Source organism: Amycolatopsis sp. NPDC034160 (assembly GCF_055575355.1).
Genome location: NZ_JBVISU010000028.1, coordinates 24,107 through 39,787, shown reverse-complemented (window position 1 = coordinate 39,787; position 15,681 = coordinate 24,107). Strand labels below are relative to the sequence as shown.

General features: G+C 70.1%; 15 protein-coding genes. 6 read left to right on the top strand and 9 right to left on the bottom strand.

Translation table 11 applies throughout. The features are described 5' to 3' along the window. The first annotated feature begins 350 nt into the window (after window positions 1-350). Window positions 351-782: a hypothetical protein gene (locus ACZ54P_RS35845; protein WP_465466054.1), complete on the top strand. Its 432-nt coding sequence runs from the start codon at window positions 351-353 to the stop codon at window positions 780-782. 88 nt (window positions 783-870) lie between these two features. Beyond that, window positions 871-1,518 (top strand): DUF4865 family protein, encoded by a 648-nt coding sequence (locus ACZ54P_RS35840; RefSeq protein ID WP_465466053.1) that lies wholly within the window; start codon window positions 871-873, stop codon window positions 1,516-1,518. Here ACZ54P_RS35840 and ACZ54P_RS35835 read toward each other — a convergent pair. After that, complete coding sequence (locus ACZ54P_RS35835; RefSeq protein WP_465466052.1) at window positions 1,455-2,615, bottom strand: SWIM zinc finger family protein; 1,161 nt, start codon at window positions 2,613-2,615, stop codon at window positions 1,455-1,457. The two genes, ACZ54P_RS35840 and ACZ54P_RS35835, sit on opposite strands and share 64 nt — an antisense overlap. Beyond that, a complete protein-coding gene (locus ACZ54P_RS35830; protein WP_465466051.1) occupies window positions 2,612-5,329 on the bottom strand; it encodes an SNF2-related protein in 2,718 nt (905 codons plus the stop codon). The genes ACZ54P_RS35835 and ACZ54P_RS35830 overlap by 4 nt, the downstream gene beginning before the upstream one ends. Before the next feature lie 70 nt (window positions 5,330-5,399). Between ACZ54P_RS35830 and ACZ54P_RS35825 the strand changes: the two genes are divergently transcribed. Then, window positions 5,400-6,194, top strand: coding sequence for a TetR/AcrR family transcriptional regulator (locus tag ACZ54P_RS35825; RefSeq protein ID WP_465466050.1), 795 nt, complete (start codon window positions 5,400-5,402; stop codon window positions 6,192-6,194). Window positions 6,195-6,200: 6 nt separating this feature from the next. Here ACZ54P_RS35825 and ACZ54P_RS35820 read toward each other — a convergent pair whose 3' ends face one another. After that, a complete protein-coding gene (locus ACZ54P_RS35820) occupies window positions 6,201-6,455 on the bottom strand; it encodes a hypothetical protein (protein WP_465466049.1) in 255 nt (84 codons plus the stop codon). Window positions 6,456-6,562: 107 nt separating this feature from the next. After that, a complete protein-coding gene (locus tag ACZ54P_RS35815; RefSeq protein ID WP_465466048.1) occupies window positions 6,563-7,600 on the bottom strand; it encodes a hypothetical protein in 1,038 nt (345 codons plus the stop codon). 83 nt (window positions 7,601-7,683) lie between these two features. On the opposite strand from ACZ54P_RS35815, the gene ACZ54P_RS35810 reads away from it, so the two are divergent. Next, on the top strand, window positions 7,684-8,817 hold the full coding sequence (locus ACZ54P_RS35810; protein ID WP_465466047.1) for a glycosyltransferase: 1,134 nt from the start codon (window positions 7,684-7,686) through the stop codon (window positions 8,815-8,817). A 95-nt stretch (window positions 8,818-8,912) separates the two neighbouring features. Here ACZ54P_RS35810 and ACZ54P_RS35805 read toward each other — a convergent pair whose 3' ends face one another. Further along, window positions 8,913-9,404 carry an anthrone oxygenase family protein gene (locus ACZ54P_RS35805; protein WP_465466046.1) on the bottom strand — a complete coding sequence of 164 codons (492 nt, stop codon included), beginning with the start codon at window positions 9,402-9,404 and terminating at the stop codon, window positions 8,913-8,915. A 32-nt stretch (window positions 9,405-9,436) separates the two neighbouring features. Next, on the bottom strand, window positions 9,437-10,264 hold the full coding sequence (locus ACZ54P_RS35800; protein WP_465466045.1) for a Rossmann-fold NAD(P)-binding domain-containing protein: 828 nt from the start codon (window positions 10,262-10,264) through the stop codon (window positions 9,437-9,439). A gap of 81 nt (window positions 10,265-10,345) precedes the next feature. Between ACZ54P_RS35800 and ACZ54P_RS35795 the strand changes: the two genes are divergently transcribed. Beyond that, window positions 10,346-11,284, top strand: a complete 939-nt coding sequence (locus tag ACZ54P_RS35795) for an AraC family transcriptional regulator (protein ID WP_465466044.1) — start codon at window positions 10,346-10,348, stop codon at window positions 11,282-11,284. Here the strand turns inward: ACZ54P_RS35795 and ACZ54P_RS35790 are convergent. Together ACZ54P_RS35790 and ACZ54P_RS35785 are read right to left on the bottom strand one after the other, a co-directional pair. Further along, window positions 11,263-12,216, bottom strand: a complete 954-nt coding sequence (locus ACZ54P_RS35790) for a helix-turn-helix transcriptional regulator (protein WP_465466043.1) — start codon at window positions 12,214-12,216, stop codon at window positions 11,263-11,265. The genes ACZ54P_RS35795 and ACZ54P_RS35790 overlap by 22 nt on opposite strands. Window positions 12,217-12,414: 198 nt before the next feature. After that, entirely contained in the window at window positions 12,415-13,218 is an 804-nt protein-coding gene (locus tag ACZ54P_RS35785; protein WP_465466042.1) for a pentapeptide repeat-containing protein, read from the bottom strand. A 273-nt stretch (window positions 13,219-13,491) separates the two neighbouring features. Between ACZ54P_RS35785 and ACZ54P_RS35780 the strand changes: the two genes are divergently transcribed. Then, a complete protein-coding gene (locus tag ACZ54P_RS35780; RefSeq protein WP_465466041.1) occupies window positions 13,492-14,673 on the top strand; it encodes a S8 family peptidase in 1,182 nt (393 codons plus the stop codon). Window positions 14,674-14,756: 83 nt separating this feature from the next. On the opposite strand, the gene ACZ54P_RS35775 is transcribed toward ACZ54P_RS35780, so the two are convergent. Then, the gene (locus ACZ54P_RS35775; RefSeq protein WP_465466108.1) at window positions 14,757-15,584 is read right to left on the bottom strand and encodes an SGNH/GDSL hydrolase family protein; all 828 of its coding nucleotides are present in this window, start codon (window positions 15,582-15,584) and stop codon (window positions 14,757-14,759) included. Between the last annotated feature and the right edge of the window lie 97 nt (window positions 15,585-15,681).

The following is a 15,681-nucleotide window of genomic DNA, read 5'->3' as shown; positions in this document are numbered from 1 at the left end:
TCGCGTGCTCAAAGACGGATCTCGTGTGCCCGGAGCCGGATCTCGTGTGCTTGGAGGCGTAAGACCCGAGTGCGGGATCCAGGCACGCGAGTCCCGTCTCTGAGCACGCGAGTCACGCCTTCGCCCTGCCCGCCACCCCGGCGAACAAACCCATTCACAACCACGACACGTTCGACCTTCTCCTCAATAACCCTCGTCAACACTCACGACGCTCGGTGCCCGGATGACCACGTGGCGCGCCGGTCCGGCCCGTTCCCCCGGTCGGACCGCCGCCGGGCACTGCGAACAGCCGCACGATTGCGGAATTCGGGTGCATCCAGACGTTCGTGTGTCGGCTACGTTCGTCGGTCATGGTCGATCGCCGAAGATGCCTGTTCCTGGTCCCCGTGGTGCTGCTCGCCGCCGGTTGCGCGACGGCTGAGCCGACGCCGATCTTCTCCGCCACGAGTTCGAGACCTTCCGCGGAGAACGTGCCGATGATGGACGTCGCGGCCCCGCCCGGGACACCGTTCGTCGCGGAGGACGACCGGAATCTGAGAGCGTGCGCCGACGGGACGTGCGAGGTCCTCGTCAAGACGGGCGACCAGATTCCCAACGACGGCGGCGCGGGGCCGCTGTCGGTCTCCGTCCAGGCGGGGAAGGTGGGGCTCGCCCCCGCGTCCGGTGGGATGGGCGAGGCGGTGGCCGGTCCGGCGGGGATGGTCCACCGGATCAACCGGCAGGTGATCGTGGTGGTCGCGGTCCGCGACGGTGAAGGAATCGTGCGGCTCAGCAAGAAATAACGTACTTCGCCGGGGGCGGTGAAGTTTCCACCGGCGGGATCGGAGCGGAGTCCCCTGCCCGCGTTCTGTACCTACTAGTATGTACGGCATGCATGCGATGCAGTACGAGATCACCCTGCCCGCCGACTACGACATGGGCGTCATCCGCGAACGCGTCACCACGCGCGGGCACCTGCTCGACGACTTCGCCGGCCTGGGGCTGAAGGTGTACGGGATCCGCGAGCGCGGCGTCGACGGCTCGACGCTGAACCAGTACTCCCCCTTCTACCTCTGGCACGACGAGGCCGGAATGAACGCGTTCCTGTTCGGGGGTCCGTTCAGCGGTATCGTCGAATCCTTCGGGCGTCCCGCGGTGCGGCACTGGACCGTGCTCGGCTTCGAAGAGGGGTCCGCTTTCGGCACTCCTCCGGTCGCGGCGGGAAAGCACGTCACGCGGATTCCCGCGGAAACCGACCCGGTGGCGTTCCTGGGTGAGGCTCTCGACGGGCTTCGGGAGCATTTGCGACAGGACGGCGCGCACTCGGGAGCGCTGGCCGTCGATCCCCACACCTGGCAGGTGGTGCGCTACAGCTTGTGGCGTGACCGGGCGCCGGAATCGGATGAGATCCGGTACCGGGTGCTCCACCTGTCCTCGCCGCACCTGCACGAGCTGCGGCGAGGACGGCAGTGGGATCAGCCGAGCAACGCGGCGAACAGCACGCCGGGATCGGCCTCGGGCGGACCGGCAGGCCACTGATCCCGGTACGGGTACCAGCGCCCGTCCTTCCCCAGCCGGATCTGCACGCCGGTGCCGCGGACGGCGCAGTGGTTGCGCTCGATGTCGAGGACTTGGCCGGGTTCGTCCACCACATCGGTGAAGGCCGCCCTGGCCCGGCCGATGGCCTGTGACGGCGGTGTCCACGCGGTCTCCAGGACTTCGAGACCGGCCCGGCCGCCGTGCCGCCACGCGAGGACCGCGCGATCGAAGTCCTCACCGCTTCCGGCCGGACGCAACCGCTCGGCGACCTCCGGATGGGCGGCGGCGAGGCGGACAGCGTCCTGCTTGCGGGTGAGTTTCGGCTGTGATGTCAGCAGCGCACCGGCCACCTGGCCGGCGTTGGCGACCAGCAGACTGAAGGCCTCCGCCGGGATACCGGGGGCGCCGGGCACGGTCGGGCCTGGCGTCGGAGCGAACTCGGCGAGGTCGGGCAACGGGCCAGGTTCGTCGGCGTAGGCACGCTCCGGTGTGGTGCCGTCGTCCCCGGTGCGCACGAACCGCGGTGCGTTGCGCCGCTGCAGCTCGTCGAGGAGTTCCCGCTCTCCCTTGCCGCGCATCAGCAACAGGACGAAGGGATCGGCGTCGAGCAGCCACGAGACCTGGAACGACAGCGCCGCGGCGTGACGGCACGGCAGCTCCCAGCCGGGGCAGTCGCAGTCCGGGTCGAGGTCGCCGATCCCGGGCAGCAGGTGCACCCCGGCGTCGTCGGCGGCCTCGACGAGATCGTGTGGCATGTCCCGGTCCAGCAGCGCGGCGAGGTGCCCGGCCCGGGAGGCGACCCGATCGAGGAACCGATCCCAGTCGTCGTCGGTCAGTTCCGCGAGGCGGACCTCGGTGCGGTACTGGCCTTCCTGGTCGTCGACCACGGCGGCGATGCGGCCGGGGCTGACCGTGATCGGGCCGACCCGGCCCGCCGCGGCGTACTTGCGGCCCTGTTTGAGCTGCCGCAGGTCCAGTGCGGTGTCCTCCATCGCGCTGATCCACGCGCGGCCCCACCACGAGCGGGCGAACTGGCCGTGGCCACCCTGCCGCCCGAAGGCGGGGAACCCGCGGACGCGATCGTCGGGCGTACTCATCGGCGACTCCTCAACTCGACCAGATCGGCCAATTCCGCGTCGGTCAATTCGGTCAGGGCGGCCTCGCCGCCGGTGAGCACCGCGTCGGCCAGGGCGCGTTTCTCCCGCAACATCGCCGCGATGCGGTCCTCGACGGTGCCTTCGGCGATGAGCCGGTGCACCTGCACCGGGCGCGTCTGCCCGATCCGGTAGGCACGGTCGGTCGCCTGATCCTCCACCGCCGGATTCCACCAGCGGTCGTAGTGCACGACGTGATCGGCGCGGGTGAGGTTGAGCCCGGTGCCCGCGGCCTTGAGCGACAACAGGAACACCGGCACCTCACCGGCCTGGAACCGGCGCACGAGGTTCTCGCGTTTGGGCACCGGCGTGCCGCCGTGCAGCAGCTGGGTGCCGATCCCCCGCTGCGCGAGATGGCGTTCCAGCAGCCGCGCCATCGCGACGTACTGGGTGAACACCAGCACCGCGCCGTCCTCGGCGAGGATCGTGCCCAGCAGCTCGTCGAGCAGTTCGAGTTTGCCGGACCGGCCGTCGAGCACCGCGTCCGCGGGTTCTTTGAGGTACTGCGCGGGGTGGTTGCAGATCTGCTTGAGGCCGGTGAGCAGCTTGACGATCCGGCCGCGGCGCGCGATGCCCTCGCTGACGGAGATCTCGGCCATCAGTTCGCGCACCGTCGCCTCGTACAGCGCGGTCTGCTCGGCGGTGAGCGTCACCGGCCGGTCGGTCTCGGTCTTGGCAGGCAGCTCCGGCGCGATCCCCGGATCGGATTTACGGCGCCGCAGCAGGAAGGGACGGACCAGCCGGGACAGCCGTTCCGCCGCGTCGGGGTCCTTTCCGGCCTCGACCGGTTTCGCCCACACCCGGCGGAAGTCGGCCATGGTGCCGAGGAGACCGGGAGTGGTCCAGTCGAGGATCGCCCACAGCTCGGAAAGATTGTTCTCCACCGGCGTGCCCGTCAACGCCACCCGCGCCGACGACGTCAGCGTCCGCAACGCCTTCGCCGTGCCGGAGCGGTGGTTCTTCACGTGCTGGGCCTCGTCGGCGACCAGCAGTCCCCAGTGGACGCTTCCCAGTGGTTCCGGGTCGACGCGCAGTGTCCCGTAGGTCGTGAGCACGAAGCCGTCGTCGAGGCCCTCGAGTGACCGCTCCGTGCCGTGGAACCGCCGCACCGGCACGCCGGGGGCGAACCGGGTGATCTCGCGTTCCCAATTGCCCAGCAGGGAGGCGGGGCAGACGACCAGCGTCGGGCCCTGCGCGCGGTGCAGATGCAGGGAGATCAGGGTGATCGTCTTGCCGAGGCCCATGTCGTCGGCGAGGCAACCACCGAGCCCGATCGAGGTCATGGCGGTGAGCCATTGCAGGCCGCGCAGCTGGTAGTCGCGCAGGGTCGCGGCCAAGCCCGGTGGTGGTGCCTGTGGTTCGGGCGGGGCCAGCAGCCGTTCCCGCAGGGCGGTGAGCCAGCCGTCGGTGAGGACGTCGACGCGTTCGCCGTCGATCTCGGCGGTCCCGCTCAAGGCGGCGCCGAGCGCGTCGATGGGGGTGAGCGGTTTGAGTGCGCGATCCCGTGCTTTCGCCGCCAGCGCCGGGTCCACGAGGACCCACTGGTCCCGCAGCCGCACGACGGGACGGTGCGCCTCGGCGAGCGCGTCCATCTCGGCCGCGGTGAGCGGGGCGCCGCCGAGCGCGAGCTGCCAGTCGAACTCCAGCAGTTTCCCGCCGGCGAAGAAGGACGGAAGGTCGTCCGGTGGCGCGTCACCGCCGCCGACGACGGCCTTCGCACTCAGGTCGCGGGCGAGCCCGGCTGGCCAGTGGACGTCGATCCCCGCGGTGGCGAGCAAGGGCGCGCCGGTGGTGAGGAGTTCGGTGATGTCGGCGTCGCCGAGTCCGATCTCGTCCGGGACCGCCGCGCTGAGCAGTGGTTCGAGTGGCGGCCACACCTGGGCCGCGCGGCGCAGCGCCAGCATCACGTCGATGCGGGCCCTCGGGCCGAAGCGGTCGTCACCGGCCCACAAGGCGGCGGCGTCGGTCAGGACGCCGGGGTCGGCGAGGCTGTGTACCTGGACCACGCCGGTGAAGCGGCCGTCCGCGAAGTCGTCGCCGGGCGCTTCGATCCGCACCGAGACCCGGACCCCGGAATCGAGTCCGGCCGCGACCTCGGCCGCCCAGTCCCGCAGCTGCGGGACACGGTGCGACGGCGGGGCGGCGAAGGCCTTGACGCCGGTCGCCTGCGCGGCCGCGGCGGTCCGGGGAAGGGTGTCGGCCACGGCGTCGAGGAACGCGCGTAACAGCGGATATCTCGCCGGAAGGAGGTTCCCCTCCTCCGGGATCGCCCGTGCCCGCGGCGGCATCGCCTCGGACAGCGTCCGCAACCACGCGGCGTCGGCGGGTTCCAGCGGACCCGCGCGCCAGGCGTCCACATCGGACTCGGTGATGCCGGGGAGCAGGCGGCCCGCCTCGGCGAGCTTCAGCGCCGCCACGGCCGCGGTGCTCCAGAAACGCGCGGAGGCGTCGTCACTCCCACCCGACCGCAGCAGGACGGGGAGCGCCTCGGCCATCGGGAGCCGTACGCAGGGCACCGTCTTGAGCTCGGGAAGGGCGACCGTCACCTCCTCGGCCCCCGGTGTGTCCCCGTCGGCGTTCCAGAAGACGAATCCGCTGGTCCGAGGGGGGTTCTTCGGTTCGAACACGACACTGTCGAAACCGTCGCGAGACGTCACTCAGCCCCAATCTCTGTACGGTGTACAGTTCAGGATAACACAAACTCCGTACACCGTAGAGAGAACAGGGATGACGTACGCGGACCACACCGGCACGGGCGATCCACGGCGGACCATCGAGCTGCTCTGGGGCGTACGGGACAAACTCCGGCGCGGTCCCAAGCCGAAGCTGACCGTCGAGGAGATCGTCACCGCCGCGATCGCACTCGCCGACTCCGAGGGGATCGCGGCGCTGTCGGTCCGGCGGGGTGCGGAACGGCTCGGCGTCTCCCCCATGTCCCTCTACACCTACATCCCCAGCCGCGCCGAGCTGCTCGACCTGATGATGGACCGGGTGCACGGTGAGCTGACCGATCCGCCGCCGAGCCATGACTGGCGGGTCACGATGACGATCCTCGCCGAGGACGCCTGGGAGATGTACCACCGGCATCCGTGGATGCTGCAGCTCATCACCAGCCGTCTCCCCCTCGGCCCGCACACCTTTGCCAAGCACGAACGCGAGCTGAGCGCCCTCGACGCGATCGGGCTCACCGATCTGGAGATGGACGCCGTGGTGGCGATGGTGAACGGGTTCGTCCAAGGCATCGCGCGGGGCTCGGTCGAATCGGCGAGTCTCGTACGGCGGTCCGGGATGACGGACCTGGAGTGGTGGACGGCCAGCGCTCCGGTGCTCGCGGAGATTCCCGAGGCCGACGCGGGGCTCTTCCCGCTGGCGGCCCGGGTCGGCCAGGCGGCCGGGGAGGCACATGGTTCGGCGAGCGCGCCGCTGTACACCTTCCGGTTCGGGCTGGCGCGGATCCTGGACGGGGTCGAACAGCTGGTGAACGGCGCCGCACGCGGGCCGGAGCGGCAACCGCCCTCCTGATCCAGGTCACCTGCCGCGTCGGCGCAGTGAGCGGTAGAGCAGCCACAGTGCCAGCGCGACCGGGGTCAGGACCGCCGTGAACAGGATTCCCGCGAACATCCCGTAGCCGTGCGGATCGGAGGACGAACCGGTCGCGCTGAGCACCACGCGGCCGGCGAGCAGCACGATCACCGCGGCGACGCAGACGAAAGCGCCGAGCACGAAGCGTCGGAACACCGTCCGCGACGCGCTCGTGCGGGCAGGGCCATCCGGCGTGTCCATGTTCGGCTCCGCTACGTCACTTCGGGTCGGAAGTGCAGATGGTCAGGAACGACTTCCGGTTCTCGCGCTGGACGTCCGACGCGTCCAGCCAGCCGCTCCGCGGCACTCTACGGGACCTCGGAAGCCTCCACCGGCGATTCGGGCGAAGGGGTGGCCGCTTCTTCGACGACCGGTGGACGGGCGAGTTCGGCCAGCTGACGGACGACGTCGTCGTAGCGTGCCTGGTCGGCGGCGGCACGGGCCTGTGCGCGCTCCACTTCTTCGGCCAGCGCCGTCGCCCGGGCTTCGGCGAGGCTGCGGGCGGTGTGCTCCTGCGCGAGCTCGGCGCGGACGCGGTCCAGATCGCCTCGGAGCGCGGCGGATTCCGCCCGTGCCGCGGCACAGTCCTTTTCGGACACGGTCGCCCTGGCCTTCGCCTCGTCGAGCCGGTCCAGCAAGGCTTCGAGTTCGGCCACCGCACGTGCCAGCGCGGTGTCGCGCTCAACCAGCTCCGACGTCAGCCGGGTCTTTTCCGCTCGCACGGCCGCGAAGTCCTCGCGCAGCGTCCGGAGATCGGAAACCAGCGCGTCGCGGGCGCGTTCCGCGGCGACGGTTGCGGCTTCCGCAGCGCCACGGGCCCGTTCGTGTGCCGCGACCTCGGCCCACGAACGCTGGCGGGTCTCCTCCGCGTCCTTCAATGCCTGTTCGGCGGTGCGTTCCGCCTTCGCCTTGGCCATCTTGTCGTCGCGGGAGGACGCCAGCGCCGTCGCGCGCGCCGCATCGGCCTTGGCCGCCGCCTGCTGGGCGTCCTCGGCCTCGCGCCGGGCCGTGGCCGCCTCGGCCTCCGCTTCGGTGACCCGGCCCAGTGCCGCCGCGGCGGCGTCGTCGAACCGCGAGCGCATCGCGTCCAGCAGTTCCACGAGCGAGGCGGCCGCCGGGGTGAACTCGTCGGCGATCCGGCGGACCTCGAGCAGCGGATCGGCCACACTCGCCACCGCGGCGGCCCGCCGGGCCCGCGACGCGGCGTCGGCGTGTGTCTTACCGCAGTAGGCGGAAGGCCGGCCGCCCTTGCGTTTCCCCTCGGCGTCCACCGCGGGCGGGGGCAAAGGATTCTCGCAGCCTTCCAGCGCGCACAGCCGGACCTCGTCGGCGTCCGTATCGATCACCGCAGCAGGGTAGCGCTGCCCGCCCGCATGGGAAGCGGGGCAACGCCGGGAAAACCGTCGGTCCCGCCGATAGGGTCGACCGCGTGCGTGTCCTGTTCACCTTCGCCGGCGGCAACGGCCATTTCCGGCCGCTCGTCCCGATCGCCCGCGCGCTCGCCGCCGCGGGCCACACGATCGCCTTCACCGGCGAGCCACTGATGGTCCCGATCGTGGAGGCGGCCGGTTTCACCGCGTTCCCCTCGGGTCCGAACCTCGGCAGCGAGGGCGAACGCCGACCGCTGCTCCCCGTCGACAGGGATCGCGAGGACGCGGACCTCCGTGACGGCTTCATCCGCCGCACCGCGCCCCGCCGCGCCGAGGACGTCCTGACACTGTGCCGAGACTGGGCACCGGATCTCCTGGTGTGCGACGAGGCCGATCACGGTCCGATGATCGCCGCCGAGAAACTCGGGCTTCCCCATGTGACCGTCCTGGTCATCGCCGCCGGCGTGCTCATCCGGCCCGATCTGGTCGACGAGCCGCTCAACGAGGTCCGCGCCGCCTACGGTCTTCCCCCGCAACGGAAGCTGGAGCCGGCCCACCGTCATCTCGTGCTCAGCCCGTTTCCCGAGAGCTTCCGCGATCCCCGGTTTCCGCTGCCGCCGACCGCCCGGTCCTTCCACACCCCCATGTCCGGTCGCGGCCCGGCGCCGGGCTGGCACGTCGAGGGCCGCCCGTCGGTCTACTTCACCCTCGGCACGATCTTCAACACCGAATCCGGTGACCTGTTCGCCCGGGTGCTCGCCGGACTGCGCGAGGTCGACGCGACCTGCGTGGTGACCGTCGGAAACCTCATCGACCCCGCCGAGTTCGGACCGCAGCCGGAGCACATCCACCTCGCGAAATACCTGCCGCAGGACGAAATCCTCCCGTACTGCGACGCGGCCGTCACCCACGGAGGCTCGGGCAGCCTGCTCGGCGCGATCGCACACGGACTGCCGATGGTCCTGCTGCCGATGGGCGCCGACCAGCCGCACAACGGCGACCGCGTCACCGCGCTCGGCCTCGGCGTGGTGTTCGACGTCATCGGGCTGACGCCGTCGGACATCCGCGACGCCGTGTCCTCGGTGCTGGCCGAACCGTCCTACCGGGACGCGGCCGGGCGGCTGCGGGACGAACTCCTCGCCTACCCGCCGCCAGAGAAGATCGTTCCCGCGCTCGAAGGGCTCGTCCGGTGACTTCCGGCGGTTGAGACCCGCGATGTCATGAGGGGTCCCCATGGGACGGAATTCGTCCTCTGGGGACCCCTCATGACACGTGCGGGGGCGAAGGATCAGCCGCGGGCGTGCACGATCAGCCCGCCCACCAGAGCGCCGAAGCCGCCGATCGCGGCCAGGGTCCGGACCAGGTTCCACCGTTCCCAGACGCCTTCGAATTTCGCCCGCAACGCTTCGAAGTCGGTGTTGTCGCCGTCGAAGCCTGCTTCGAGCGCGTTGTTCAGCGGCACGTTGATCGCCATGGTCACGATCAGCATCACCAGCAGCAGGACGAAACCCGCGATGAGCCATGGCAGCGCGGACCGCAGCTCGGACCGGAAGTGCAGTGCCGCGGCCACCGCGGCGAGCAGTGGCGCGCCGCCGAAGCTGAGCGCGAACCAGCCGTTGAGGATCGCGATGTTGATCTCCCGCATGCCGGTCACATACGTCCGGGCGTCGGCCCGCGCCAGTCCCGGCATCACCGAGCAGGTGTAGGCGTAGAACAAGCCCGCGATCAACCCCGCGGTGATGACTGCCGCGATCAGGGCGATCTCGCTCAGCGTCGACATTCCGGTCGCCTTCCTTCCGAGCATCGCTCGGTTCATCGATTCCAGACCCCAGTGGCCGCGGCCTTCGCGGCGTACGCGGAGAAGTCCCTCGCGGGCCTGCCCAGCACCTTCTCGACGTCCCCGGTGAGCGTTTCGTTCCGGCCGTCGAGGATCCGCGTGAACAGGTCGGTCAGGCCCTCGATCTCCTCCTCCGGCACGCCCTGCTCGGCCGCGCCCGCCGCGAACTCCGCGGCGGAAACCGGAACGTACCGGACATCCCGCCCCACAGCCGCACCGATTTCCGCCGCCACGTCCGTGAAACTCAGCAACCGGGGTCCGGTCAGCTCGTACACCCGGCCGTGGTGCCCGTCGGTGGTGAGCGCCGTCACCACGACGTCGACGATGTCCTCGACGTCGATGAAGGGCTCGGTCACCTGCCCGGCGGGCAGCACGATCTCGCCGGCGAGCACCGGCTCGAGCAGGAAGTGCTCGCTGAAGTTCTGCGCGAACCAGCTGGACCGCACGACCGTCCACTCGGCACCGGAGTCCCGCACACCCTGCTCGCTGACCACGGCTTCTTCCTCGCCACGGCCGGACAGCAGGACCAGCCGTCGCACACCGTGTTCCACGGCCAGTTTCGAGAAGTCGCGGATCGCTTCGGCCGCGCCGGGGAAGGCGAGGTCGGGGTAATAGGTCAGGTAGGCCGCGCTGACTCCGGTGACCGCCGCGGTCCAGGTCGACCGGTCGTCCCAGTCGAAGCCCGGCCGCGACGCCTTGCGGACCTGGATTCCCCGGTCGGTCAGCCGCTGTGCCACCCGGCGCCCGGTCTTGCCCGTCGCCCCGAGGACCAGGACCGTCTCGATGTTCTTCGTCTCTGTCATGCCCCTAGTCAAGCGTCTCCGAATGAGACTCGACATAGTTCAAAGGATCTGTTCCATGTTTTATCGTCTACACTCCGTGGCATGGATCCCCTCGCCGGTCTGCTCGACGGACCCCGCGCCCGCGGCGCGTTCCTGCTGAAGTCGGTCATGACCCCACCATGGTCACTGCGCGTCGAGGACAAGGCACCGCTGACGGTGATGGCCCAGGTGCGCGGCGAGTCCTGGGTCGTGCCCGATCACGGGGACGCCGTCCGGCTCGGCACCGGCGACATCGCCATCGCCCGCGGCCCCGACCCGTACCTCGTCGCGGACGACCCGGCCACCCCGCCGCAGGCGATGATCCTGCCGGGACAGGAATGTCTGGCCCCGGACGGGCGGCACCTCACCGAGCTGTCCGACCTCGGTGTCCGGACCTGGGGCAGCGACCCGGGCGGCCCTGTCGTACTGCTGACCGGTACCTATCCGCTCGAAGGCGAGATCAGCAGGCGGCTGCTCAACGCGCTGCCATCACTGCTGGTCGTGCGGGACGAGGACTGGGAGAACCCGCTCGTGCCGCTGCTCGCCGGGGAGATCGTCAAGGATTCGCCGGGCCAGGAGGCCGTCCTGGACCGGGTGCTCGATCTTCTGCTGGTCGCCGCGTTGCGGACCTGGTTCGACCGGCCGGGCGCCTCGGCGCCGGCCTGGTACCGCGCGCATGGCGACCCCGTCGTCGGGCGGGCGCTGAAACTGGTGCAGCACAAGCCTTCCGAGCCGTGGACGGTGGCGAGCCTCGCGGCGGAAACCGGGGTTTCGCGGGCCGCGTTCGCCCGGCGGTTCGCCGCCGCGGTCGGCGAAACCCCGATGGCCTACCTCGCGAGCTGGCGGATCGCGCTCGCCGCGGATCTTCTGCGCCAGCACCCCGACCTCACGATCGGCGCGGTCGCCCGGCAGGTCGGCTACGGCAGTTCGTTCGCGCTCAGCACCGCGTTCAAACGCGAACACGGCGTCAGTCCGCAGGGTTACCGCACCGGCGCCCTGTAGCGCTCGACCAGTTCCGCGCCGATCCGCGCGAGTTCCTCCTGGACCGACGGCGGCCCCAGCACTTCGATCATCGAACCCCAGCCCGCGAGCTGCTGGGCGATCATCCACGCCACCGGGGCCGACACCGTCACTCGCACGCGCCCGTCGTCGAGCGTCTCCTCGACGACCGACTGCCGCCCGAAGTGGTCTTGCAGGATCGGCAGGTGCCGCTCGGCGATGAGCACGGTCGCGTCCAGTCCCGACCGGCGCCGCTCGACCTGATCGACCACCTGCTCCCACGCCCTCGACAACTCGAAGTCGTCCGGGCGCGCGGCGGGCAGGTCGCTCACCTCGGCGTCGGACATGCGGTCGACACGAAAGGTCCGTTGCCCCTTCTCCGTACCCGCGATGAGGTACCAGATGTCGTCCTTGTCCACGAGTCCCCACGGATCCACCAGCCGCTCGACCGGGGCGGCTCCCTTTTTGGTGTAGTCGAAGCGAACCTTGCGGCGGCGGACGATCCCGGCCTGCAGGATGGCGAGCAGTTCGGGTCGTTCCTTCTCCCGTTCTCCCCAGCGCGACGGGTCGATGACGACCGCGTCCGCGGCGGCCTCCGCGTCGGCGCGGAAGGTGTCGGGCAGGGCGCGGACCAGTTTCCGCAGCGCGGATTTGACCTCGGGCGAGATCGACGCCGCCGGCCCGGCGAGCAGGAACAACGCCTGCGCCTCCGAGGCCGACAGTCCACTGAGGTCGGTCCGCGCGCCGCCGATCAGCGACCATCCGCCGCCCCGGCCCGGCTGCGGGTACACCGGCACACCCGCCGCGGACAGCGCTTCGAGGTCACGTCTTGCCGTGGCGACCGAGATCTCGAGTTCGTCGGCCAGCTCGGCAGCCGTGACCCGGCCACGGGCCTGCATCAACAGAAGGGTGGCCACCAGGCGATCGGCACGCATGGGGCTGGAGTCTGCCAGGTAAACCGCTCACCTGATGCGCACTTTGGGGCACCCCCACCCCGCGTTTCGTCCTCTAACAGTGGTGGTTCGTGATGCCAACTACCGCATCGAGAGGACGAAACGCGGGGTGACCAAGCCGTGACACCCGAGTGCGGGGTCCAGGCACGCGTGTCCCATGGCTGAGCACGCGAGTCAGGGCTACCAGTGCGCGGGGTGGGACAGCGACTCCGGGAGCTTCGTCGTCGCGTCGCCCTTGGCCGCGTCCAGCTGTGACTGGATGAGGAAGAGTGCGCCGCGGAGGTCCGCGCCACGGATATCGGCGTCGCGCAGGTCGGCCCCGATGACGTCGGCCTGGCGCAGGTCTGTGCCCCGCAGATCCGCGCCGATGAGGTACGCCCCGCGAAGAAGCGCGCCACGCAGGTTCGCGCCCTTGAGCTTCGCGCCGATGAGGTCGGCACCCCGCCGGTCCTTCTTCTTTCCCGGCACCTCGGCGCGGGCGAGTTCGCTCGCGCGCAGCAGCAGGCCGTTCACGCCGCCCCGGTGCGTGTGGACGTCCAGTTTCCGCAGCACGTCGGACTTCTCGAGGGTCATCCGCTCGGTCCGGTCGATCATCTCGGTCAGATCGCCGCGGATCGGTGCGGACGTCGGCAGCGCGGCCGCCTCGGTGAGGTAGTAGAGCAGTTCCTGCAGATCCCGCATGACCGGGAACACCGCGAACATCGACCTCGCCGTCTTCGGCGCCTTCCGCCAGTCTTCGCCGTCGAAGGTGACCTGGGAGACCTTCTGGCCCGCGCCGAAGCAGTCGTAGACCGTGCAGCCGGTGAAACCCGTCTTGCGGAGCTTGTCATGGATGCCGCACCGGGAGTCCGCGAGCAGGTTCGGACAGGCCTGGCCCGCCGGTTTGGTGATGGCGAAGTCGGCCGACGCCGCGAAGGCCGGGACGACACAGCACAGACCGAAGCAGTTCTCGCAGTCGGCTCGCAGGCTCGAAGTGGCTGGCACGGTGGTTCGGACTCCAGGTGATCGTCAGGTGTTCCCGATACAGGGTACGGAGGGGCCGGGGTGCACTTTCCGTGCAGGGCACCCCGCCGCTAATGGACGCCAGACGAAGGTCGGGCCCTGCCCCATTCAGTCGATTCGGACATGTCAAGCGCTCAATAACCTCGATCTTCGTGGGCTTCGGCAGGTGCCGTCCCATGCGGTCGTGCTGACCCGCCTTTTTCCGCCGCTGTGGTCTTGACCGGCCGGTCCCCTGCGAAACGACAGGACGAACACATGCGAGAGACGAGACAAACGCGTTGGCTGACCGGTGCCGGAATGGCGGGCGTGGTCGCTGTGGCGATCAGCGTCACCGCCGCTCCCGCACAGGCCGCCGAAGGACAGATCCTCGCCGCGGGATCACCTGAAGCGATCCCGAACAGCTACATCGTCACGCTGAAGGACACCGGCGTCGTGGGCGCGCTGGCGAACCGCTTCGGCGCGAAGGTGGAGCAGGTCTACAGCGGCTCACTCAAGGGCTTCTCCGCGTCGCTGTCGGAGAAGCAGGCCAAGCGGCTCGCCGCGGACCCGTCGGTCGTGACCGTCGAGCAGAACCAGGTCGTCCACGCGACCGCGACGCAGGTCAACCCGCCGTCCTGGGGCCTCGACCGCGTCGACCAGCGCAACCTCCCGCTCGACCAGCGCTACAGCTACACCTCCACCGGCGCCGGCGTGAACGTCTACGTCATCGACACCGGCCTGCGGGTCAGCCACACCACCTTCGGCGGCCGCGCCCGCAACGGCTACGACTTCGTCGACAACGACGCCGTCGCCCAGGACGGCAACGGCCACGGCACCCACGTCGCGGGCACCATCGCCGGTTCGCAGTACGGCATCGCCAAGGGCGCCACCGTCTACGGCGTCCGCGTCCTCAACAATTCCGGCAGCGGCACCACCGCCGGTGTCATCGCGGGCATCGACTGGGTCACCAAGAACCACGTCAAGCCGGCCGCGGCCAACATGAGTCTCGGCGGCGGGGCCTCGACCACCCTCGACGATGCCGTCCGCCGGTCGATCGCCGCGGGCGTCACCTACGGCGTTGCCGCCGGTAATTCCAACCAGAACGCTTCGGGCTTCTCCCCCGCCCGCGTGACGCAGGCGATCACCGTCGGCTCGTCCACCAACACCGACGCGCGCTCCAGCTTCTCCAACTACGGCTCGGTCGTGGACATCTTCGCTCCGGGTACGAGCATCACCTCGTCGTGGAGCACCGGCGACTCCGCGACCAACACCATCAGCGGCACCTCGATGGCGACCCCGCACGTCGTCGGCGTCGCGGCCCGCTACCTGCAGAACAACAAGACCGCCACGCCCGCGCAGGTGGCCACCGCGCTGATCAACGCGGCCACCCCGAACAAGGTGACCAACCCGGGCTCCGGTTCGCCGAACCGGCTCCTGTACTGGGCGCCGACCGCCTGATCTCACGCCCCACGCGCGCCAGGAAAGGACCTTTCCTTGCAAATTCTGCCAGGAAAGGTCCTTTCCTGGCGTCGGCGGCGGGCCTAGAGCACCTTGCGGATGCTGGGCACCACGGCCGCGAGCCCGGCGGCGTTCGGGTGCAGTGGCGCGAAGCTGTTGTTCACCACCGACGGGATGAGTCCTTCGATCCATTTGACGCCGATCGGCTGACACGCGTCGTGACCGATGCTCGGCGTCCGGATGTCGACGTAGCTCGCGCCGTGCGCCGCGGACTGCTCGGCCATCCGCGCGTTGAGCCGGTCGATGTTGGCCTGGATGTAGTCGGCGTCCTGCGGCAGCACCGGGACCACCGGCCAGCAGCCGCCACCCTTGATCCCGGTCGGGTAGCCGACCATGACGATCTTCGCCCGCGGGGCGCGCTGGCGGATCTGCTCGATGACCATGCCGTAGGTCGCGGCGAAGGCGTCGATCTTGGCCGCGTACTTGTCCACCCCGCCCGCGGTGTTGGCGGCCTTGCACGAAGCACCCACCGGAAGCAGGTTCACACACGACGTGGCGAGCCCGACCAGTCCGATGTCGTTGCCGCCGATCCCCACGGTCACCAGCGTCGTGTCGGCCGAAAGCGCGTCGTACTGCGGGGGGTTGGTGCCGGAGATGATGCCCTTCTGCGGGTTGGTGAAATGGGACGTGGTCGCGGCGCCGCAGGTGACGTCGCGCAGTTCGTCGACCTCGATCTGCTTCGCCAGCAGGCCCGCGTAGTTGATCGCGGAGCGGGCGCAAGTGAGCAGATCGGATTGCGGCAGGACCACGGAACCGGCCGAGAACGAGTCACCCATCGCGACGTACACCTGCCGCTCCGCCGCGTTGGCCGGGGTCGCGAGTCCGGCGAGGGTCAATGCGGTGCCCGCCACCGCGGCGATACGAACGAGTCTTCCCCAGCGAGAACGTGTCACTGCCGCCTCCTGCACGCGTCGTCGAATGCTGCGAGCAGCGTCCGCCGGGAAGTGG

Excerpts from the sequence above, each read along its gene's own strand:
- ACZ54P_RS35845 (WP_465466054.1), top strand. The coding sequence starts at position 351 with ATGGTCGATCGCCGAAGATGCCTGTTCCTGGTCCCCGTGGTGCTGCTC.
- ACZ54P_RS35840 (WP_465466053.1), top strand. The coding sequence starts at position 871 with ATGCATGCGATGCAGTACGAGATCACCCTGCCCGCCGACTACGACATG.
- ACZ54P_RS35835 (WP_465466052.1), bottom strand. The coding sequence starts at position 2,615 with ATGAGTACGCCCGACGATCGCGTCCGCGGGTTCCCCGCCTTCGGGCGG.
- ACZ54P_RS35825 (WP_465466050.1), top strand. The coding sequence starts at position 5,400 with ATGACGTACGCGGACCACACCGGCACGGGCGATCCACGGCGGACCATC.
- ACZ54P_RS35820 (WP_465466049.1), bottom strand. The coding sequence starts at position 6,455 with ATGGACACGCCGGATGGCCCTGCCCGCACGAGCGCGTCGCGGACGGTG.
- ACZ54P_RS35805 (WP_465466046.1), bottom strand. The coding sequence starts at position 9,404 with ATGTCGACGCTGAGCGAGATCGCCCTGATCGCGGCAGTCATCACCGCG.
- ACZ54P_RS35800 (WP_465466045.1), bottom strand. The coding sequence starts at position 10,264 with ATGACAGAGACGAAGAACATCGAGACGGTCCTGGTCCTCGGGGCGACG.
- ACZ54P_RS35795 (WP_465466044.1), top strand. The coding sequence starts at position 10,346 with ATGGATCCCCTCGCCGGTCTGCTCGACGGACCCCGCGCCCGCGGCGCG.
- ACZ54P_RS35790 (WP_465466043.1), bottom strand. The coding sequence starts at position 12,216 with ATGCGTGCCGATCGCCTGGTGGCCACCCTTCTGTTGATGCAGGCCCGT.
- ACZ54P_RS35780 (WP_465466041.1), top strand. The coding sequence starts at position 13,492 with ATGCGAGAGACGAGACAAACGCGTTGGCTGACCGGTGCCGGAATGGCG.